Source organism: Citrobacter sp. Cpo040 (assembly GCF_030332915.1).
In the GTDB taxonomy this organism is placed as follows: domain Bacteria; phylum Pseudomonadota; class Gammaproteobacteria; order Enterobacterales; family Enterobacteriaceae; genus Citrobacter; species Citrobacter portucalensis.
In genome coordinates this window covers 120,863-140,039 of sequence record NZ_JAOWGX010000035.1, presented here as the reverse complement: position 1 = coordinate 140,039, position 19,177 = coordinate 120,863, and the positions used below count along the sequence as shown (strand labels likewise).

Sequence of the window (19,177 nt, the reverse complement as noted above, 5' to 3'; positions counted from 1 at the left end):
CTCCATGCCCGAACCCGTCGCTGAACCGACGCTTAGCGGTTTACGCCTGAACCTGCGTATTGTCTCTGTGGTGATGTTTAACTTCGCCAGCTACCTGACCATCGGTCTGCCGCTCGCGGTGTTGCCTGGCTACGTCCATGATGTAATGGGATTTAGCGCTTTCTGGGCCGGACTGGTCATCAGCCTGCAATATTTCGCTACGCTGCTGAGCCGTCCGCATGCCGGTCGCTATGCCGATCTGCTGGGGCCAAAGAAAATTGTGGTATTTGGGCTGTGCGGCTGCTTTTTAAGTGGCCTGGGCTATTTACTGGCGGGATCAACGAACGGATGGCCGTTGGCCAGTCTGCTGCTGTTATGCCTGGGGCGGGTGATTCTCGGGATCGGGCAAAGCTTTGCCGGGACCGGCTCTACGCTGTGGGGCGTAGGGGTGGTTGGCTCAATGCACATCGGACGGGTGATTTCCTGGAATGGCATCGTGACCTATGGCGCGATGGCGATAGGCGCTCCGCTGGGCGTTCTGTGTTATGCCTGGGGTGGCTTACAGGGGCTGGCGCTGACCGTGATGGGCGTGGCGCTGTTGGCAATACTGCTGGCGCTCCCCCGTCCGGCGGTGAAGGCCAGCAAAGGCAAACCGTTGCCATTTCGCGCGGTGCTTGGGCGCGTCTGGTTGTATGGCATGGCGCTGGCCCTGGCCTCCGCCGGATTTGGGGTAATCGCTACCTTCATTACCTTGTTCTATGATGCCAAAGGCTGGGATGGCGCTGCATTCGCGCTGACGCTTTTTAGCTGCACGTTTGTCGGTACTCGTTTGTTGTTCCCAAATGGTATCAACCGTTTAGGCGGGCTGAATGTGGCGATGATCTGCTTTAGCGTCGAGATTGTCGGGCTACTGCTGGTCGGGATGGCTTCGATGCCGTGGATGGCGAAAATCGGCGTTCTGCTGGCCGGGGCTGGGTTCTCACTGGTTTTCCCGGCGCTGGGCGTGGTGGCGGTAAAAGCCGTTCCTCAGCAAAATCAGGGCGCTGCGCTGGCGACCTACACGGTGTTTATGGATTTATCGCTGGGGGTTACCGGGCCGCTGGCCGGGCTGGTCATGACGTGGGCGGGTGTGCCGGTTATCTATCTGGCGGCGGCAGGGCTGGTAGCGGTGGCGTTACTGCTGACCTGGCGGTTAAAAAAACGGCCTCAGGTAGTGTCACCGGAGGCCGCGTCATCGTCTTAACCGTTACTGGATAACCAGCGTGTTAATGATGTTTTCTGCGGTCGTCTGCGCTTTTTGCTGATCGTCAGCAGGCAGCGTGATTTGCAGCGTCAGCAGTTGGTTGTCCACTTTACCCAACACCACGGAAGAGTATGCGGTCTGGCCTTTGGCCGAGATGATGCTGTCTAACTGCTGCAGCGTGTGGCCTTTCAGCTCAATAGATTTATTGGTGACGACCTGCAACTGCGGGTCGCGGCTACGCTGCTGATCTTCCAGGCGTTTTGCCAGCACCGCCAGATCTTCGTTGGTATTGTCGCCGACAATTACAATCACCGCTTTCTGGCCGGTTGCGTCAGAATATACGTGCATATTGTTCGCCTGGGTACCCAGCTTACCGCTCTGATCGGTCATATCCGCTGGCAGGGAAAAACTGAGTTTGCCGTCCAGCAGGCTGACCGGTTGTCCGGTGGCGTTACTTTCTGCGGCAGCACCCTCGGCTGGCGCTTTTGTATCGCTATTATCACAGGCCGCAAGCCCCATAACCAGCAGGCCAATACCGACATATTTAACCAGATTGCGCATTGACTTCTTCCTTTCGATAAACGGCCATAACGGCTCATTCGTCCATCTTATCACAACTCGGAAAATGAACCTTTAACTCGTCTGCAATGCAGAGATTTCAGATTTATCTGCCAGCCTTTTCAGTAACATATTCAGCAGCACGCCATACATTGGCAGGAAGAAAATAATGCTGATCAGCACTTTGAAGCAGTAATCGACCAGTGCGATTTCCATCCAGTGCTCGGCCATAAAGGCATCCGGGCTACGCCAGAAAGCGATAAAGAAGAAGGCCAACGTATCGCTGATATTGCCAAACAGCGTGGACGCCGTCGGTGCCAGCCACCAGCGACGGTTTTGACGCAGGCGGTTAAAGACATGCACATCCAGAATTTGTCCCAGCGCGTAGGCCATAAAGCTGGCGGCGGCGATACGGGCGACAAACAGGTTAAAGTGCAGCAGTGCGCCGAATCCTTGCCACGATCCCATATAGAACAGTGATGAAACGACATAGGAGATCAGCAGCGCGGGGATCATAACCGCAAAGATGATACGTCGAGCCAGCGGCGCGCCAAAAATACGCACGGTCAGGTCGGTCGCGAGGAAAATAAACGGAAAGCTAAACGCGCCCCATGTGGTATGGAAACCAAAAATGGAGATTGGAAGCTGCACCAGATAGTTGCTGGAGGTGATCACCAGCAGATGAAATAGCGATAACCAGAACAACGCTTTTACGCGCTGAGTTTGTGTAAACGGAGTCATATTGTGACCTTTTTGTTGGATGGGGTGAGGGAACCCAATAAAAAACCGTCGCATGATACTGCTTTAAGAGCACATTGCAATGGTTGTTTTTCACGCAATCGTTAACCTGATTGGCTTACGCCACAACAGAGCGTAAAATAACGCCGTTTTTGTATGAATGAGACGACGATGAGCGACCTGTTTACTTCCCCCGACCATACTCTTGATGCCCAGGGGCTGCGCTGCCCGGAACCGGTAATGATGGTGCGTAAAACCGTACGCGGCATGCAGGCCGGTGAAACGCTGCTGATTGTTGCCGACGATCCGGCAACAACCCGCGATATTCCTGGCTTCTGTACCTTTATGGAACATGAGCTGGTGGCCAAAGAGACCGACTCGCTGCCGTACCGTTATTTAGTGCGCAAAGGGCAGTAATCTTGTCATGCCGGATGGCGCTAACGCTTCTCCGGCCTATAAAGACTGAGTAACCTGTAGGCCTGATAAGCGAAGCGCCATCAGGCGAGAAACAGGCACTACCCTTTACGCAACAACCGCAGCGCGTTCGCGGTCACCAGCACCGTCGCCCCCGTATCCGCCAGCACCGCCAGCCACAGTCCGGTTATCCCGAGCAGCGTGGTGACGAGGAAAATCCCCTTCAGGCCCAGCGCAATCGCAATGTTCTGGCGAATATTGGCGTGGGTAGCCCGCGCCAGCTGAATCATTTGCACCAGACCACGCAGACGGTTGTGGGTCAGAGCGGCATCGGCGGTTTCCAGCGCGACGTCGGTCCCGCTTCCCATCGCAATGCCGATGGTAGCCGCTTTCATTGCCGGGGCGTCGTTGATGCCGTCGCCGACCATCGCCAGCGGCGACTGTTGGTTAAGATGGGTAACGGCCTGCACCTTATCTTCCGGCAAGAGTCCTGCTTTGAATTCGAGGCCCAGTTCACCGGCAATGGCGGCGGCCGCACGCGGGTTATCACCGGTCAGGATCACCCCTTTCACGCCAATCTGATTAAGCTCGCTGATGGCGCTGCGAGCGTCATCGCGCAGCGTGTCCTGTAAGGCCAGTACGCCGAGAACGGTATCGTTACGCAGCACCAACACCACCGTTTGGCCCGCGCTTTCCAGCTCGCTAATCTGCCCGGCAAAGGCATCGGCAGGCTGCTTACCGGCGGCGCAAATCAGTACGCGTTCGCCGTTGACCAGCGCTTCAATTCCAGAGCCAACCAGCGCCCGTTGCTCTTTTGCGACAGGAATAGTCAGCTCGCGCGTTTGTGCTTCCCGAACAATTGCTTGTGCCAGCGGGTGCGTCGCGCCTTGCTCTACCGCTGCCGCCAGTGCCAGCAGTTCAGCCTCACCAATACCGCTTGCCGGATGAATCGCTGTGACGCGTGGTTTACCGACGGTCAGGGTGCCGGTTTTATCAAACGCCACCTGAGTGACTCTACCCAACTGTTCCAGCGCGGCTCCGCCTTTGATTAATGCCCCACGACGCGCCGCAGCGGCCAGACCAGAGGTAATGGCTGCGGGGGTTGAAATCACCAATGCACAAGGGCAGCCAATCAGCAGTAGCGTCAGCCCTTTATAAATCCACTCCTGCCAGGATGCGGCAAACAGCAGTGGCGGTACGAGGGTGACCAGCAGCGCAACCGCCATAATGGCTGGAGTGTAAATCCGGCTGAAACGGTCAATGAAGCGCTCAATGGGAGCGCGGCGTTCTTCCGCTTCTTCAATCAGCTTCAGAATACGGTCAATCGCGCTGGCACCCGGCTCGGAGAGCACTTCCAGCGTAACCAGACGGTCCACGCTGGTGGCACCCGCCGGGACTTTCTCGCCGGTGGCGCGTTCAACCGGGATCGATTCGCCGGTCAGGGCGCTCTCATCAAAGCTGGCAAAGCCGGAGACCAGTTTGCCGTCGGCAGGTAAACGCCCACCCGCGGCAACCTCAATAACATCGCCAGGCCGGAGGGTATTGATAGCCACCTCTTCGCGCTCGCCGTTACGCAGGCGTGTGGCGGTTTCCGGTTTGAGCGCCATCAGTGCGCTGACCCCTTTACGGGCGCGGCTGGCGGCCCAACCTTCCAGACGCTCGCCAATTAAAAACAGCAGCAGCACCATAGCGGCTTCCGCCGTCGCGCCGATAAACAGTGCGCCAATGGCGGCGACGCTCATCAACGTTTCAATGGCAAAGTAGCTGCCGGTTTTCATCAGACGCAGGGCCTGACGGGCAATGGGATACAGGCCGACCAGCGTGGTGGCGATAAACGCTATCTGACCGAAGGGATGATTGAACTGCTCCAGCCCCCAGCTAATCGCCATCATAATAATCAGCGAAATCAGCGGCAGGTTTTCTTTAAAACGTGACTCGGGTGCGGCGTCCGTCGCGTGCTCATCGCGCAGGGTATAGCCTGCTTTTTGCACCGCGTTTTCAACTTGCTGGCGGATATCGGAACCGGCATCGACCACCAGTTTTTCAGTGGCGAACAGAACCTGGACCTGGTTGACGCCGCTGACCTGGCGGACCGCATTCTCTACTTTGCGGGCGCAAGCTGCGCAGTCCATGCCTGCCACTTTCCAGGAATAGCGGGTACCTATTACGGTATCGGATACGGTTGGTGTAGTGGAGCAGCTTCCTTCGCAGCAGCAGTCATCCGCCTTTTGTGGTGCAGGCGCTGGCTTGAAAGAAGAGAATTGTGGGACTTTTTTGCCACGGGTATCGGGTGTCGACATGGCATCCTCCGGTTGATAATCATTTCGTATTAACCGGAGGATACACTCTGGAGTCGACTCCAGAGTCAAGCGTTTTAAAGATACAACGAACGAACAATCAGGAAATGTCCGGCGAAGTAGCAGGCGGCGGCAATGGCGTTATCGGCGCGGAAGCGGCGACGGTAATGGCTACCCAGCCAGACAATGTTGCCGATGAACAGGAGGGATGCGCCCATAAATGCCGACAGCGCCGGGGCGGTCGGGCGGAAGAACCACAGCTCACCGGCCATCCAGACCATCATCAGCGTGATGCCGATAAAGGTGCAGATAGCGACACGCAGCTCTTCCAGACGCGTCCAGATCACGGCGATCAGCAACGCCCCCAGCACTACCAGCACCAACGGCAAAGGCCAGAAGAACGACAGCGTCATTTGGCTGGCGAAGTAGATGGTGTACAGCAGATGCGACAGGAAGAATGCTCCCACGGCGTACAGCAGGCGTTGGCGCGGTAACAGCGTCAGCGCATCGCCCAGCAGCGAGGCAAGCAGGCCAGCCAGCACCAGATAGCTGATAGCGTTAAACATTGGCGCCTGCCAGGCCAGCAGCGCCAGCAGGAGTAACGTCAGGGGCTTAAAGACCCAGCGTTGCCAGGCAGGTCCACGATAGGAAGCATCCACGAACAACCATGCGGAAAGACAGACAGCGATAAACGACCAAAGCATCTTAGTTCCTTGAATTCGTTATTTTTTCGTAAGCGGGGTGCTCACGGCTCTACTGTCCAGTGTAGAGGTCGACACAGCCAGATGACAACACCATAACAGGCGATGTATGCTTATTTCCGCATTTTCTGATGGGTTAATAATATGAGCAAACCACCACTTTTTTTCATTGTTATCATCGTCTTAATCGTTGTCGCTGCGTCGTTTCGCTTTGTTCAGCAGCGGCGAGAAAAAGCCGATAATGATACGGCGCCGCTGGTGCAAAAGCAGGTGGTGGTGAGTAACAAACGGGAAAAACCGCTAAACGATCGGCGATCCCGTCAGCAGGAAGTGAGCCCGGCAGGAACCAGCATGCGCTATGAAGCCAGCTTTAAGCCACAAAACGGGGGGATGGAGCAGACGTTTCGTCTGGATGCGCAGCAGTACCACGCATTAACGGTCGGGGATAAAGGCACGCTGAGTTACAAAGGTTCGCGATTTGTTGATTTTACGCTTGAACGCTAAGGTGTCATCTGACTGATGCCGGATGGCGGCTTACGCCTTATCCGGCCTACAGATTTTTCGCCCCGGCCCGCAACGTGCCGCCGGGCGAAAAGATCACAGCTACTTCTTCAACTGATCTTTAATCTTCTTCTGCCACACCAGTAGCTCAAAGACGCCGAACAGAAAAATACGGATTTTCTCTCCGTTGGTCATCTGCGGGCCATCTTTAGGTATGGTGCTTTTTAGCAGCGCCAGCTGCATGCCATGCATCAGCACCATAAATATCAGTGCGACGTTAACGAAGATGTTAAGCGGGCGTGGAAAGGGTTGGAAAATATTCAGTAGTAAAAATGCCCAGACGCACAGCATCAGCAGGCGTCCCAGGTTAATCAGCATCGTTTTCTCCTTGTGCTTCACGTTGGTACAGGCGATAGGCGACCTGTCCGGCGACTTTCTCACGGTATAGCGACCAGTTCACCGGAACCGGCGGTAAGCCGTTTTCTACTTCGCTTTCAACGTAAATATACGCTTCATTTGCCAGCCAGCCATGAGTTTCCAGAAGAGTTAATGTTTCTTCCAGTAATCCTTTGCGGAACGGCGGGTCAACAAATACCACGTTATGCGGCGTACCTGCCTGAGCCAAAAATGTCAGCGTATTGGTATTGACGACGCGGGCATGGGAGGCTTTCAGTGTGGCGAGATTCTTTTGTAGCTGCTGAGATACCGCGCGATCCATCTCCAGAAGCGTCGCATTTGCCGCATAGCGAGAGAGGGCTTCCAGCCCCAGCGCGCCGCTGCCGGCGAAGCAGTCCAGACAGTGAGCATCGACCATTACCGGGGCCAGCCAGTTAAACAACGTTTCGCGCACACGGTCGGTGGTCGGACGTAAGCCGGGGCTGTCCGGAACCGGGAGTTTACGGCCACGCCATTGCCCGCCAATAATGCGGATCTGGCCGCTACCAGAGTGATTCGGTTTTTTCATTTCAATTATTGCTCAATCCGCTGCTGACGTGTCATTCCAGGCGGTGATGTGAGTTAAGTTAAGTGATAGACTATTTCATCATTTTTTTAGCTGCTATGTACATAGCGTTGACGCTGTGCCATGAAGCAACAGCGGGGGAGTGTAGTCGCAAATGGCGAAAGAGAAAAAACGTGGCTTTTTTTCCTGGCTGGGCTTTGGTCAAAAAGAGCAGGCACCGGAAAACGAGACAGAAGTAAAAAACGAAGAACAACAACCGGTTGCTGAAGAAACTACCGTCGTTGACGAACAACCGCACGTCGAGGAAACCCGTAGCGAGGCTGAAACGCAAGCCTTTGCAGCTGAAGTCGTTGAAGTAACTGAACAGGTTGCGGAAATCGAAAAACTGCAGCCGGAAGTCGAACCTGTCGCCGAACAAGCGCAGCCGGAGATTGAGCCGGTTGCTGAACCCATTGCTGAAACTGTAGTAGAAACGCCAGCAGCGGTGGTTATCGAACGCGAAGAATTGCCGCTGCCGGAAGAGGTGAAAACTGAAGAAGTTTCTGCCGAAGAGTGGCAGGCCGAAGCGGAAACCGTGGAAATCGTTGAGGCGGCTGAAGAAGAAGCTGAAAACGAACCGCAACTGACCGACGAAGAGCTGGAAGCACAGGCGCTGGCCGCTGAGGCTGCTGAAGAAGCAGTTATGGTGGTGTCGGTAGAAGAACCTGCTGTAGAAGAACCGGTAGAAGAACCTGCTGTAGAAGAACCGGTAGAAGAAGAGGCGGTCCAGGAGCAGGAAAAACCAACCAAAGAAGGTTTCTTTGCGCGCCTGAAACGCAGCCTGCTGAAAACAAAAGAAAACCTCGGTTCCGGATTTATCAGTCTGTTCCGTGGTAAAAAGATCGACGATGATCTGTTTGAAGAGCTAGAAGAGCAACTGCTGATCGCTGATGTGGGTGTAGAAACGACCCGCAAAATCATTGCGAATCTGACGGAAGGCGCCAGCCGCAAGCAGCTTAAAGATGCGGAAGCGCTGTACGGTCTGTTGAAAGAAGAGATGGGCGAGATTCTGGCGAAGGTTGACGAACCGCTGAATGTTGATGGCAAAACACCATTTGTTATCTTAATGGTTGGCGTCAACGGCGTGGGCAAAACCACCACTATTGGTAAGCTGGCGCGTCAGTTTGAGCAGCAGGGTAAATCGGTAATGCTGGCGGCAGGTGATACTTTCCGTGCGGCGGCGGTAGAACAGCTGCAGGTTTGGGGTCAGCGTAACAACATCCCGGTGATTGCTCAGCATACTGGCGCGGATTCCGCGTCCGTCATCTTTGATGCCATCCAGGCGGCGAAGGCGCGTAACGTAGACGTGCTGATCGCTGATACCGCAGGGCGTTTGCAGAATAAATCGCACCTGATGGAAGAATTGAAAAAAATCGTTCGCGTCATGAAGAAGCTGGACGAAGATGCGCCGCATGAAGTTATGCTGACTATCGACGCCAGCACCGGGCAGAATGCGATAAGCCAGGCCAAACTGTTCCATGAAGCGGTGGGCTTAACCGGTATCACCCTGACCAAGCTGGACGGTACGGCGAAGGGCGGGGTTATCTTCTCGGTAGCCGATCAGTTTGGCATCCCTATCCGCTATATCGGTGTGGGCGAACGTATCGAGGATTTACGTCCGTTTAAAGCGGACGATTTTATAGAGGCACTTTTTGCCCGAGAGGATTAACAATGATTCGCTTTGAACATGTCAGCAAGGCCTATCTCGGTGGGAGACAAGCGCTGCAGGGAGTGACCTTCCATATGCAGCCTGGCGAGATGGCGTTTCTGACCGGCCACTCCGGCGCGGGGAAAAGTACCCTGCTGAAGCTGATTTGTGGAATTGAACGGCCCAGCGCCGGGAAAATCTACTTTAGCGGGCATGACATCAGCCGTTTGAAAAACCGTGAAGTGCCGTTTCTGCGTCGTCAGATTGGCATGATTTTTCAGGATCACCACCTGTTGATGGACAGAACCGTGTTTGACAACGTGGCAATCCCGCTAATCATCGCGGGTGCCAGCGGGGACGATATTCGTCGTCGCGTGTCAGCGGCGCTGGATAAGGTCGGGCTGTTGGACAAAGCGAAAAACTTCCCGATTCAGCTCTCCGGCGGTGAACAACAACGCGTCGGCATCGCCCGTGCGGTGGTGAACAAACCTGCGGTGCTGCTGGCGGATGAACCAACGGGGAACCTGGATGACGCGCTGTCAGAAGGGATCCTTCGCCTGTTCGAAGAGTTTAACCGCGTCGGGGTCACGGTATTAATGGCCACGCACGATATTGGCCTGATCTCCCGTCGCTCCTATCGCCAAATGGTTCTGAGCGATGGACATCTGCATGGAGGCCTGGCGCATGAATAGACGTGACGCTATTAACCAAATCAAACAGTTCGGTGGCCGACTGGATCGCTTTCGTAAATCGGGCGGTGCGCCGGGTGACGGCGGTCGCAACACGCCAAAGCGTGCGAAAGCCGCGCCAAAGCCGAATTCGCGTAAAACCAATGTCTTTAACGAGCAGGTACGTTATGCGTTTCAGGGCGCGTTACAGGACCTGAAAAGCAAGCCGCTGGCGACGTTTCTGACGGTGATGGTTATTGCCATCTCCCTGACGCTGCCAAGCGTGTGCTACATGGTTTATAAGAACGTAAACCATGCGGCAAGCCAGTATTATCCGTCTCCGCAGATCACCGTTTACCTGCAAAAAACGCTGGATGATGATGCGGCGGCGCGGGTGGTTGGTCAGTTGCAGGCCGAGCAGGGCGTGGAGAAAGTGAATTATCTTTCTCGTGACGACGCGCTGGGTGAATTCCGCAACTGGTCTGGCTTTGGCGGCGCGCTGGATATGCTGGAAGAGAACCCGCTTCCGGCCGTGGCGGTTGTTATCCCGAAACTGGACTTCCAGGGTACGGAGTCGCTGAACACGCTGCGTGACCGCATCGCACAAATCAACGGTATTGATGAAGTGCGAATGGATGACAGCTGGTTCGCTCGCCTGACGGCGCTGACGGGCCTTGTCGGACGCGTTTCCGCGATGATTGGCGTGCTGATGGTGGCGGCGGTCTTCCTCGTCATCGGTAACAGCGTGCGGCTGAGTATTTTTGCGCGTCGCGATACCATTAACGTGCAAAAACTGATTGGCGCGACGGATGGATTTATCCTGCGTCCGTTCCTCTACGGCGGTGCACTGCTCGGTTTTTCCGGTGCATTTCTTTCACTGATTTTGTCAGAAATTTTGGTGATGCGTCTGTCGTCAGCGGTGACTGAGGTGGCACAGGTATTTGGAACCAAGTTTGATATCAATGGCTTATCATTCGATGAGTGCCTGTTATTGCTGCTGGTGTGCTCAATGATTGGCTGGGTGGCAGCCTGGCTTGCCACGGTTCAACATTTACGCCACTTTACCCCCGATTAAAAAATCTCTGGTATAATCTTTCCCTGCACTGAGTAGTTCGCTCTGCAGGGAAAGAGTCCCTGTGATCTCTTCCCGGCGTATTCATTGTGATGTCACATTTTGTGCGTAATCTATACACATTACGACATGGAACTTGTGGATAAAATCACTGTCTGATAAAAGATTGAATGATATTCTCGTTGCTCATAAGCTCTGGCATGGTTGTTGCTACTGGTTTTTGTTAATTAGTTTTTAGCCAATGCGCCAGATGAAAAGATTGAGAGGATTTGAATGACCAAAGAAATGCAAAATTTAGCTTTAGCCCCTGTTGGTAACCTGGAATCTTACATCCGGGCTGCGAACGCGTGGCCGATGTTGTCGGCTGACGAGGAGCGGGCACTGGCTGAAAAGCTGCATTACCAGGGCGATCTGGAAGCAGCTAAAACGCTGATCCTGTCTCACCTGCGCTTTGTTGTTCATGTTGCTCGTAATTATGCGGGTTATGGCCTGCCGCAGGCGGATCTGATTCAGGAAGGTAATATCGGCCTGATGAAAGCCGTGCGCCGTTTCAACCCGGAAGTGGGTGTGCGCCTGGTTTCCTTCGCCGTGCATTGGATCAAAGCTGAGATCCACGAATACGTTCTGCGTAACTGGCGTATCGTTAAAGTTGCGACCACCAAAGCACAGCGTAAGCTGTTCTTTAACCTGCGTAAAACCAAGCAGCGTTTGGGCTGGTTTAACCAGGACGAAGTTGAAATGGTTGCTCGCGAACTGGGTGTTTCCAGCAAAGACGTGCGCGAAATGGAATCCCGTATGGCGGCGCAGGACATGACGTTTGACATGTCTTCAGACGATGAGTCTGACAGCCAGCCGATGGCTCCGGTGCTGTATCTGCAGGATAAATCTTCTAACTTTGCCGACGGCATTGAAGAAGATAACTGGGAAGATCAGGCCGCGAACAAACTGACCCACGCAATGGAGGGCCTGGACGAGCGTAGCCAGGACATCATTCGTGCCCGTTGGCTGGACGAAGACAACAAATCGACGTTACAGGAGCTGGCCGATCGCTACGGCGTTTCCGCTGAACGTGTTCGTCAGCTTGAAAAGAACGCCATGAAAAAACTGCGCGCGGCGATCGAAGCGTAATTTCCAGCCGAACTGGAAATGCTGATAAACCCTGGATGAAAATCCGGGGTTTTTTGTTTTTATCTCTTCCCCTCTCTCCTGACGTTTAAGCTTTTTGTCATCAAGTTGTTATCTGCATGTCAAATTTAGCTATTCCAAAATAATAAAAATCGGGTATGTTTTAGCAGAGTATGCTGCTAAAGCACGGGTGGCTATCCAATAATCGAAATAAAGTGCTGAACAACAACATCACAACACACGTAATAACCACAATAATGGGGATTGTCAGGATGAATATGAAGGGTAAAGCGTTATTGGCAGGATGTATCGCCCTGTCTTTGAGCAATATGGCGTTTGCTAAGGATATTAAAGTTGCCGTCGTCGGCGCGATGTCCGGTCCGGTAGCGCAGTATGGCGATCAGGAATTTACTGGCGCAGAGCAGGCGATTGCAGATATCAACGCCAAAGGCGGCGTGAAAGGCGACAAACTGGTCATGGTGAAATATGACGATGCCTGTGACCCGAAACAAGCGGTAGCGGTAGCTAACAAAGTGGTCAACGACGGGATTAAATATGTTATCGGCCACCTGTGCTCGTCTTCCACTCAGCCTGCGTCAGATATCTATGAAGACGAAGGCATTCTGATGATCACCCCAGCGGCAACGGCGCCGGAGCTGACCGCGCGCGGTTATAACTTGGTGATGCGTACCACCGGTCTGGATTCCGATCAGGGACCAACCGCTGCCAAATATATCGTTGAAAAAGTGAAGCCGAAGCGCATTGCGATCGTTCACGACAAACAACAGTACGGTGAAGGCCTGGCGCGTTCCGTGCAGGACAACCTCAAGAAAGCCAACGCTGACGTGGTGTTCTTCGACGGGATCACCGCTGGCGAGAAAGATTTCTCTACGCTGGTGGCGCGTCTGAAGAAAGAGAATATCGATTTCGTTTACTACGGTGGTTATCACCCGGAAATGGGGCAGATCCTGCGTCAGTCTCGTGCCGCAGGTCTGAAAACCCAGTTTATGGGACCAGAAGGGGTAGCGAACGTGTCGCTGTCTAACATCGCGGGTGAGTCTGCAGAAGGCTTACTGGTAACGAAACCGAAGAACTACGATCAGGTTCCGGCGAACAAACCGATTGTGGACGCGATCAAAGCCAAGAAACAGGATCCGAGCGGTGCATTCGTATGGACCACTTACGCCGCGCTGCAATCCTTGCAGGCCGGTCTGAACCAGTCTGACGACCCGGCTGAAATTGCCAAATACCTGAAAGCAAACTCAGTGGAAACCGTAATGGGGCCGCTGTCATGGGATGCGAAGGGCGATCTGAAAGGCTTTGAATTCGGTGTGTTTGACTGGCATGCAAACGGGACGGCGACAGACGCCAAGTAATTGAGTGCCGGGTGGCGGCTTCGCCTTACCCGGCCTACATACTTACCAGGTCTACAACGAGCACTTCGTAGGCCGGATAAGCGTCAGCGCCATCCGGCTTTCTTTTAGCGCTTCTCCCAGCCATTCTCCTGGGCCGTAAACCCTAACGCCTGCATAAACGCGGCCATCACGCTGCGGTCTTCAACGCCGACGTCGGCCATCCACCATGAACTCACGTCAGGGTTTTCCCGGATGACTTCTTCGATCAAATACTGCCCGACGCCGCGACGGCGGGTGATATCGCGTACGCGCAATGAATCTAATGCACCTTGCGTGCCGCTCAGGGTTACGCGAACTGCGCCTAACAGACGCTCGTTAAAGCGTGCGGCGTAGATCCGGTGCGTTTCATCTACGCTTAATGATGAGGCGGAATATTCCGGCCAGATTTTGCCCAGATCAATCTGGTCCTGGTCGCTAAAGTTATCTAAACGAACGATGGTCAGCTTCATTAACAGCATGTCCAAATCACAAAAGATGGAATGAGTGTACCGAAATAATTCGGCCGGATGCTTTCTCTTTTTTATGTGAATAACCAGATTAATAATTTTGTAACAACGGTAATGACAGTTTGAAACCGTAGAGATTGAAAAACAGGCAGAATAATACCCTGGAATGCAGCATTTTATTCGGCTCTTTGTACCGTTATTTTATGCTGACAAACGTGCTTTTTTTTGTTTATCTATAGTGAAAAGCAGAATATTATCTTTTCTTAATCGACTGAAAAATAGAGATTTTAGCCTGATTTTGCTTAAAAAACTGCGCTAAACCATTAATGAGACTGGTAAAAATAGTGTAGTTCAAAAAAAGCACAGACTGCTTTTTAACCACATAAATACAAAATATTAATTACGTCACGAATGGGGATTCAGGTAATGAAACGGAATGCGAAAACAATCATCGCAGGGGTGATAGCACTGGCAATGTCACACGCGGTCATGGCGGAAGATATCAAGGTCGCTGTTGTCGGCGCGATGTCAGGTCCGGTCGCGCAGTGGGGCGATATGGAATTTAATGGCGCACGTCAGGCCATTAAAGATATCAATGCCAAAGGCGGGGTCAAAGGCGACAAACTGGTCGCTGTGGAATATGACGACGCCTGCGATCCGAAACAGGCCGTTGCGGTAGCGAACAAAATCGTCAATGACGGTATTCAGTACGTTATTGGACATCTGTGCTCATCTTCCACGCAGCCCGCATCAGATATCTATGAAGATGAAGGCATTCTGATGATTTCTCCGGGTGCCACAAACCCGGAACTGACCCAGCGCGGTTACGCTCACATTATGCGTACAGCGGGTCTGGACTCCTCTCAGGGGCCGACTGCCGCGAAATACATTCTGGAGAAGGTGAAACCACAGCGTATCGCCATCATTCACGATAAACAGCAATACGGTGAAGGTCTGGCGCGTTCGGTGCAGGACAGCCTGAAAGCGGGCAAAGCCAACATCGTTTTCTTTGACGGTATCACCGCCGGGGAAAAAGATTTTTCTGCGCTGATCGCTCGCCTGAAAAAAGAAAATATCGACTTTGTTTATTACGGTGGCTACTACCCGGAAATGGGGCAAATGCTGCGTCAGGCGCGTTCCGTCGGGCTGAAAACCCAGTTTATGGGACCTGAGGGCGTCGGCAATGCGTCGCTGTCTAATATCGCCGGTGATGCTGCTGAAGGCATGCTGGTAACCATGCCAAAACGCTATGACCAGGATCCGGCGAATAAAGCTATCGTCGATGCGCTCAAAGCTGACAAGAAAGATCCAACCGGACCATACGTGTGGATCACTTATGCAGCCGTCCAGTCATTGGCGACAGCAATGGATCGAAGCGGTAGCAAAGAGCCGCTGGACCTGGTGAAAGATCTGAAAGCACACGGGGCTGATACCGTGATTGGGCCGCTGAAATGGGACGAAAAAGGCGATTTGAAGGGATTTGAGTTTGGTGTCTTCCAGTGGCATGCAGACGGTTCTTCGACCGTCGCGAAGTAATACCTGAAGACGAGTTATCCCACCGCCCGTGCAAAACGGGCGGGTTTAAAAAGGTTACCTTATGTCCGAGCAGTTCCTCTATTTCTTGCAGCAGATGTTTAACGGCGTCACGCTGGGAAGCACCTACGCGCTGATCGCCATCGGTTACACGATGGTGTACGGCATTATCGGCATGATCAACTTCGCCCACGGCGAGGTATATATGATCGGCAGCTATGTCTCCTTTATGATCATCGCAGCGCTAATGATGATGGGCATCGATTCCAGCTGGCTACTGGTCGCGGCGGGCTTCGTCGGTGCGATTGTGATTGCCAGCGCCTACGGCTGGAGCATTGAACGCGTGGCGTATCGGCCCGTGCGCAGCTCCAAGCGCCTGATCGCGCTGATTTCCGCTATCGGGATGTCCATCTTCCTGCAAAACTACGTCAGCCTGACGGAAGGTTCGCGCGACGTGGCGCTGCCCAGCCTGTTTAATGGCCAGTGGACTGTCGGCAGTAGCGATAACTTCTCTGCTTCCATCACCACCATGCAGTTGGTTATCTGGATCGTAACCTTCCTGGCGATGCTGGCGCTGACGCTGTTTATCCGTTACTCCCGTATGGGCCGCGCCTGCCGTGCCTGTGCCGAAGACCTGAAGATGGCCAGCCTGCTCGGCATTAACACCGATCGCGTGATTGCGCTGACCTTTGTGATTGGCGCGGCAATGGCGGCGGTAGCGGGCGTGCTGCTCGGTCAGTTCTATGGCGTAATTAACCCATACATCGGCTTTATGGCCGGGATGAAAGCCTTTACCGCGGCGGTACTGGGCGGTATTGGCAGTATTCCTGGCGCGATGATCGGCGGCCTGATTCTGGGCGTTGCGGAAGCGCTCTCCTCTGCTTATCTGAGTACTGAATACAAAGACGTCGTTTCATTCGCGCTGCTGATTCTGGTGCTGCTGGTGATGCCGACCGGTATTCTGGGTCGCCCGGAGGTAGAGAAAGTATGAAACCGATGCATTTTGCAATGGCGCTGCTCTCTGCCGCTATGTTCTTCGTCCTGGCGGGCGTCTTTATGGGCGTTCAGTTAGAGCTGGACGGTACCAAGCTGGTGGTCGATACCGCCGCGGATATCCGCTGGCAGTGGGTATTTATCGGCACTGGCGTGGTCTTTCTTTTCCAACTGCTGCGTCCAGCCTTCCAGAAAGGCCTGAAGAGCGTCTCCGGACCGAAATTTATTCTGCCGGCGATTGACGGCTCCACCGTTAAACAGAAACTGTTCCTGGTGGCGCTGCTGGTGATTGCCGTGGTGTGGCCGTTTATGGTGTCACGCGGTACGGTGGATATCGCCACGCTGACGATGATTTATATCATCCTCGGCCTCGGCTTAAACGTGGTGGTGGGGCTTTCCGGCCTGCTGGTGCTGGGCTACGGCGGCTTCTATGCCATCGGCGCTTACACCTTCGCGCTGCTGAACCATTACTACGGTCTGGGCTTCTGGACCTGCCTGCCGCTGGCGGGACTGGTTTCCGCTGCTGCGGGCTTCCTGCTCGGCTTCCCGGTACTGCGCCTGCGCGGTGATTATCTGGCGATTGTGACCTTAGGCTTCGGCGAAATCGTCCGCATCCTGCTGCTCAACAACACCGAAGTAACCGGCGGTCCAAACGGTATTAGCCAGATCCCGAAACCGACCTTTTTCGGTCTGGAGTTCAGCCGTACCGCCCGTGAAGGCGGCTGGGATACCTTCAGCAACTTCTTTAACGTCAAGTACGATCCGTCTGACCGCGTCATTTTCCTCTATCTGGTGGCGCTGCTGCTGGTGGTCTTCTCGCTGTTTGTTATCAACCGTTTGCTGCGTATGCCGCTGGGTCGTGCGTGGGAAGCGCTGCGTGAAGATGAAATTGCCTGTCGTTCTCTGGGCTTAAACCCTACGCGTATCAAGCTGACAGCCTTTACCATCAGCGCCGCGTTTGCCGGTTTTGCCGGTACGCTGTTTGCCGCGCGCCAGGGCTTCGTCAGCCCGGAATCCTTCACCTTTGCCGAGTCGGCCTTTGTGCTGGCGATTGTGGTACTGGGCGGAATGGGCTCGCAGTTTGCGGTCATCCTCGCAGCTATCCTGCTGGTGGTGTCACGCGAACTGATGCGTGATTTCAACGAATACAGCATGTTAATGCTGGGTGGTTTAATGGTACTGATGATGATCTGGCGTCCGCAGGGCTTGTTGCCGATGACCCGTCCACAGTTGAAGCTGAAAAACGGGGAAGCAAAAGGAGAGCAGGCATGAGTCAGCCATTATTATCCGTTAACGGCCTGATGATGCGCTTCGGCGGTCTGCTGGCGGTAAACAACGTTGAACTGGAACTGCGACCGCAGGAGATTGTCTCGTTAATCGGCCCGAACGGTGCGGGGAAAACCACGGTCTTTAACTGTCTGACCGGTTTTTATAAGCCGACCGGCGGGACGATTAAGCTGCGCGACCAGCACCTGGAAGGGCTGCCGGGTCAGCAAATCGCGCGTATGGGCGTGGTGCGTACTTTTCAGCACGTGCGTCTGTTTCGCGAAATGACGGTGATTGAAAACCTGCTGGTGGCGCAACATCAGCAACTGAAAACCGGCGTCTTCTCCGGCCTGTTGAAAACCCCGTCGTTCCGTCGTGCGCAGAGTGAAGCGTTGGATCGCGCTGCCACCTGGCTTGCGCGTATTGGCTTGCTGGAGCACGCCAACCGTCAGGCCAGTAACCTGGCCTATGGCGACCAGCGCCGTCTGGAAATAGCCCGCTGCATGGTGACCCAGCCGGAAATCCTGATGCTCGACGAACCCGCTGCTGGACTCAACCCGAAAGAGACCAAAGAGCTGGACGAGCTGATTGCTGAACTGCGTAACCATCACAACACCACCATTTTGTTGATTGAGCACGACATGAAGCTGGTGATGGGGATTTCTGACCGTATTTACGTGGTGAACCAGGGCACGCCGCTGGCGAATGGGACGCCGGAACAGATTCGTAATAACCCGGATGTTATCCGCGCCTATTTAGGTGAAGCATAATGGGGGCGAGGATTAATATGGATAAGGCGATGTTATCGTTCGACAAAGTCAACGCCCACTACGGCAAGATACAGGCGCTGCACGACGTCAGCTTGTATATCAACCAGGGTGAAATCGTTACTCTGATTGGTGCTAACGGCGCGGGAAAAACCACGCTGCTCGGCACATTGTGTGGCGACCCGCGAGCGACCAGCGGGCGAATCGTCTTTGATGGTAAAGACATTACCGACTGGCAGACGGCGAAAATCATGCGCGAAGCGGTAGCGATTGTGCCGGAAGGGCGTCGCGTGTTTTCCCGCATGACGGTGGAAGAGAACCTGGCGATGGGCGGCTTCTTTGCCGAAAAGGACCAGTTTCAGGAACGCATCAAATGGGTGTATGACCTGTTTCCCCGTCTGCATGAGCGTCGTATTCAGCGTGCGGGAACGATGTCCGGCGGTGAACAGCAGATGCTGGCGATAGGCCGTGCACTGATGAGCCAGCCGAGGCTGCTGCTGCTTGATGAACCGTCGCTGGGTCTGGCGCCGATTATCATCCAGCAGATTTTTAACACCATCGAACAGCTGCGCGAACAGGGGATGACCATCTTCCTCGTCGAACAGAACGCTAACCAGGCGCTGAAGCTCGCCGATCGCGGCTACGTGCTGGAAAACGGTCATGTGGTGCTGGAAGACACCGGTGATGCGTTACTGGCTAACGAAGCGGTGCGTAGTGCGTATCTGGGCGGTTAATCATTCTCTGAATAGACAAGGGGCCCGCTGTGGCCCCTTTTTATTGCTCTATGTTATTATTGAGAATAGTTATCAATAA

The 19,177-nt window shown here is 54.1% G+C and carries 20 protein-coding genes; 13 read left to right on the top strand and 7 right to left on the bottom strand.

Annotated elements, in window-relative coordinates:
- Positions 1-4: 4 nt before the first annotated feature.
- A complete protein-coding gene (locus OGX86_RS13620) occupies positions 5-1,222 on the top strand; it encodes an MFS transporter (protein WP_284106088.1) in 1,218 nt (405 codons plus the stop codon).
- Positions 1,223-1,225: 3 nt separating this feature from the next.
- Here OGX86_RS13620 and OGX86_RS13615 read toward each other — a convergent pair whose 3' ends face one another.
- Complete coding sequence (locus OGX86_RS13615; protein ID WP_003827547.1) at positions 1,226-1,783, bottom strand: DcrB family lipoprotein; 558 nt, start codon at positions 1,781-1,783, stop codon at positions 1,226-1,228.
- A gap of 72 nt (positions 1,784-1,855) precedes the next feature.
- Positions 1,856-2,521, bottom strand: coding sequence for a 7-cyano-7-deazaguanine/7-aminomethyl-7-deazaguanine transporter (locus OGX86_RS13610; protein WP_003827549.1), 666 nt, complete (start codon positions 2,519-2,521; stop codon positions 1,856-1,858).
- A gap of 168 nt (positions 2,522-2,689) precedes the next feature.
- Between OGX86_RS13610 and tusA the strand changes: the two genes are divergently transcribed.
- Positions 2,690-2,935 (top strand): sulfurtransferase TusA, encoded by a 246-nt coding sequence (gene tusA / locus OGX86_RS13605; protein ID WP_003827551.1) that lies wholly within the window; start codon positions 2,690-2,692, stop codon positions 2,933-2,935.
- A 98-nt stretch (positions 2,936-3,033) separates the two neighbouring features.
- On the opposite strand, the gene zntA is transcribed toward tusA, so the two are convergent.
- Positions 3,034-5,232 (bottom strand): Zn(II)/Cd(II)/Pb(II) translocating P-type ATPase ZntA, encoded by a 2,199-nt coding sequence (zntA, locus tag OGX86_RS13600; RefSeq protein WP_060682898.1) that lies wholly within the window; start codon positions 5,230-5,232, stop codon positions 3,034-3,036.
- A 74-nt stretch (positions 5,233-5,306) separates the two neighbouring features.
- Positions 5,307-5,933 carry a lysoplasmalogenase gene (locus tag OGX86_RS13595; RefSeq protein WP_003827558.1) on the bottom strand — a complete coding sequence of 209 codons (627 nt, stop codon included), beginning with the start codon at positions 5,931-5,933 and terminating at the stop codon, positions 5,307-5,309.
- Between the two features lie 141 nt (positions 5,934-6,074).
- On the opposite strand from OGX86_RS13595, the gene OGX86_RS13590 reads away from it, so the two are divergent.
- A complete protein-coding gene (locus tag OGX86_RS13590) occupies positions 6,075-6,434 on the top strand; it encodes a DUF2500 domain-containing protein (RefSeq protein ID WP_284106086.1) in 360 nt (119 codons plus the stop codon).
- A 99-nt stretch (positions 6,435-6,533) separates the two neighbouring features.
- Here OGX86_RS13590 and OGX86_RS13585 read toward each other — a convergent pair whose 3' ends face one another.
- Positions 6,534-6,809: a DUF1145 family protein gene (locus OGX86_RS13585; protein ID WP_284106085.1), complete on the bottom strand. Its 276-nt coding sequence runs from the start codon at positions 6,807-6,809 to the stop codon at positions 6,534-6,536.
- On the bottom strand, positions 6,799-7,395 hold the full coding sequence (gene rsmD / locus OGX86_RS13580; RefSeq protein ID WP_048227430.1) for a 16S rRNA (guanine(966)-N(2))-methyltransferase: 597 nt from the start codon (positions 7,393-7,395) through the stop codon (positions 6,799-6,801). The genes OGX86_RS13585 and rsmD overlap by 11 nt, the downstream gene beginning before the upstream one ends.
- A 151-nt stretch (positions 7,396-7,546) precedes the next feature.
- Here rsmD and ftsY point away from each other — a divergent pair, with 151 nt between their 5' ends.
- The 5 genes from ftsY (at position 7,547) to OGX86_RS13555 (ending at position 13,320) form a co-directional block, all read left to right on the top strand.
- Positions 7,547-9,100 (top strand): signal recognition particle-docking protein FtsY, encoded by a 1,554-nt coding sequence (ftsY, locus tag OGX86_RS13575; RefSeq protein WP_286640215.1) that lies wholly within the window; start codon positions 7,547-7,549, stop codon positions 9,098-9,100.
- A gap of 2 nt (positions 9,101-9,102) precedes the next feature.
- Positions 9,103-9,771, top strand: a complete 669-nt coding sequence (gene ftsE, locus OGX86_RS13570; protein WP_003023420.1) for a cell division ATP-binding protein FtsE — start codon at positions 9,103-9,105, stop codon at positions 9,769-9,771.
- Positions 9,764-10,822: a permease-like cell division protein FtsX gene (ftsX, locus tag OGX86_RS13565; protein WP_286640214.1), complete on the top strand. Its 1,059-nt coding sequence runs from the start codon at positions 9,764-9,766 to the stop codon at positions 10,820-10,822. The genes ftsE and ftsX overlap by 8 nt, the downstream gene beginning before the upstream one ends.
- A gap of 270 nt (positions 10,823-11,092) precedes the next feature.
- Positions 11,093-11,947 carry an RNA polymerase sigma factor RpoH gene (gene rpoH, locus OGX86_RS13560; protein ID WP_003023425.1) on the top strand — a complete coding sequence of 285 codons (855 nt, stop codon included), beginning with the start codon at positions 11,093-11,095 and terminating at the stop codon, positions 11,945-11,947.
- Between the two features lie 269 nt (positions 11,948-12,216).
- A complete protein-coding gene (locus tag OGX86_RS13555) occupies positions 12,217-13,320 on the top strand; it encodes a branched-chain amino acid ABC transporter substrate-binding protein (protein ID WP_139157946.1) in 1,104 nt (367 codons plus the stop codon).
- Positions 13,321-13,424: 104 nt separating this feature from the next.
- On the opposite strand, the gene panM is transcribed toward OGX86_RS13555, so the two are convergent.
- Entirely contained in the window at positions 13,425-13,808 is a 384-nt protein-coding gene (gene panM, locus OGX86_RS13550) for an aspartate 1-decarboxylase autocleavage activator PanM (RefSeq protein WP_003827573.1), read from the bottom strand.
- Between the two features lie 423 nt (positions 13,809-14,231).
- Between panM and livK the strand changes: the two genes are divergently transcribed.
- The 5 genes from livK (at position 14,232) to livF (ending at position 19,098) form a co-directional block, all read left to right on the top strand.
- Positions 14,232-15,341 (top strand): high-affinity branched-chain amino acid ABC transporter substrate-binding protein LivK, encoded by a 1,110-nt coding sequence (livK, locus tag OGX86_RS13545; protein WP_003023433.1) that lies wholly within the window; start codon positions 14,232-14,234, stop codon positions 15,339-15,341.
- A gap of 61 nt (positions 15,342-15,402) precedes the next feature.
- A complete protein-coding gene (gene livH, locus OGX86_RS13540) occupies positions 15,403-16,329 on the top strand; it encodes a high-affinity branched-chain amino acid ABC transporter permease LivH (RefSeq protein WP_003827575.1) in 927 nt (308 codons plus the stop codon).
- Positions 16,326-17,603, top strand: coding sequence for a branched chain amino acid ABC transporter permease LivM (livM, locus tag OGX86_RS13535; RefSeq protein ID WP_048227426.1), 1,278 nt, complete (start codon positions 16,326-16,328; stop codon positions 17,601-17,603). Before livH ends, livM begins: the two co-directional genes overlap by 4 nt.
- Positions 17,600-18,367 (top strand): high-affinity branched-chain amino acid ABC transporter ATP-binding protein LivG, encoded by a 768-nt coding sequence (gene livG / locus OGX86_RS13530; RefSeq protein ID WP_003827578.1) that lies wholly within the window; start codon positions 17,600-17,602, stop codon positions 18,365-18,367. The genes livM and livG overlap by 4 nt, the downstream gene beginning before the upstream one ends.
- Positions 18,368-18,384: 17 nt before the next feature.
- Positions 18,385-19,098, top strand: a complete 714-nt coding sequence (gene livF, locus OGX86_RS13525) for a high-affinity branched-chain amino acid ABC transporter ATP-binding protein LivF (RefSeq protein WP_003827581.1) — start codon at positions 18,385-18,387, stop codon at positions 19,096-19,098.
- Positions 19,099-19,177 lie beyond the last annotated feature (79 nt).

Excerpts from the sequence above, each read along its gene's own strand:
- livK (WP_003023433.1), top strand. The coding sequence starts at position 14,232 with ATGAAACGGAATGCGAAAACAATCATCGCAGGGGTGATAGCACTGGCA.
- rsmD (WP_048227430.1), bottom strand. The coding sequence starts at position 7,395 with ATGAAAAAACCGAATCACTCTGGTAGCGGCCAGATCCGCATTATTGGC.
- OGX86_RS13620 (WP_284106088.1), top strand. The coding sequence starts at position 5 with ATGCCCGAACCCGTCGCTGAACCGACGCTTAGCGGTTTACGCCTGAAC.
- tusA (WP_003827551.1), top strand. The coding sequence starts at position 2,690 with ATGAGCGACCTGTTTACTTCCCCCGACCATACTCTTGATGCCCAGGGG.
- zntA (WP_060682898.1), bottom strand. The coding sequence starts at position 5,232 with ATGTCGACACCCGATACCCGTGGCAAAAAAGTCCCACAATTCTCTTCT.
- livF (WP_003827581.1), top strand. The coding sequence starts at position 18,385 with ATGGATAAGGCGATGTTATCGTTCGACAAAGTCAACGCCCACTACGGC.
- OGX86_RS13615 (WP_003827547.1), bottom strand. The coding sequence starts at position 1,783 with ATGCGCAATCTGGTTAAATATGTCGGTATTGGCCTGCTGGTTATGGGG.
- ftsX (WP_286640214.1), top strand. The coding sequence starts at position 9,764 with ATGAATAGACGTGACGCTATTAACCAAATCAAACAGTTCGGTGGCCGA.
- panM (WP_003827573.1), bottom strand. The coding sequence starts at position 13,808 with ATGAAGCTGACCATCGTTCGTTTAGATAACTTTAGCGACCAGGACCAG.
- OGX86_RS13590 (WP_284106086.1), top strand. The coding sequence starts at position 6,075 with ATGAGCAAACCACCACTTTTTTTCATTGTTATCATCGTCTTAATCGTT.
- OGX86_RS13555 (WP_139157946.1), top strand. The coding sequence starts at position 12,217 with ATGAATATGAAGGGTAAAGCGTTATTGGCAGGATGTATCGCCCTGTCT.
- OGX86_RS13595 (WP_003827558.1), bottom strand. The coding sequence starts at position 5,933 with ATGCTTTGGTCGTTTATCGCTGTCTGTCTTTCCGCATGGTTGTTCGTG.
- OGX86_RS13610 (WP_003827549.1), bottom strand. The coding sequence starts at position 2,521 with ATGACTCCGTTTACACAAACTCAGCGCGTAAAAGCGTTGTTCTGGTTA.
- livM (WP_048227426.1), top strand. The coding sequence starts at position 16,326 with ATGAAACCGATGCATTTTGCAATGGCGCTGCTCTCTGCCGCTATGTTC.
- livH (WP_003827575.1), top strand. The coding sequence starts at position 15,403 with ATGTCCGAGCAGTTCCTCTATTTCTTGCAGCAGATGTTTAACGGCGTC.
- OGX86_RS13585 (WP_284106085.1), bottom strand. The coding sequence starts at position 6,809 with ATGCTGATTAACCTGGGACGCCTGCTGATGCTGTGCGTCTGGGCATTT.
- ftsE (WP_003023420.1), top strand. The coding sequence starts at position 9,103 with ATGATTCGCTTTGAACATGTCAGCAAGGCCTATCTCGGTGGGAGACAA.
- livG (WP_003827578.1), top strand. The coding sequence starts at position 17,600 with ATGAGTCAGCCATTATTATCCGTTAACGGCCTGATGATGCGCTTCGGC.
- ftsY (WP_286640215.1), top strand. The coding sequence starts at position 7,547 with ATGGCGAAAGAGAAAAAACGTGGCTTTTTTTCCTGGCTGGGCTTTGGT.
- rpoH (WP_003023425.1), top strand. The coding sequence starts at position 11,093 with ATGACCAAAGAAATGCAAAATTTAGCTTTAGCCCCTGTTGGTAACCTG.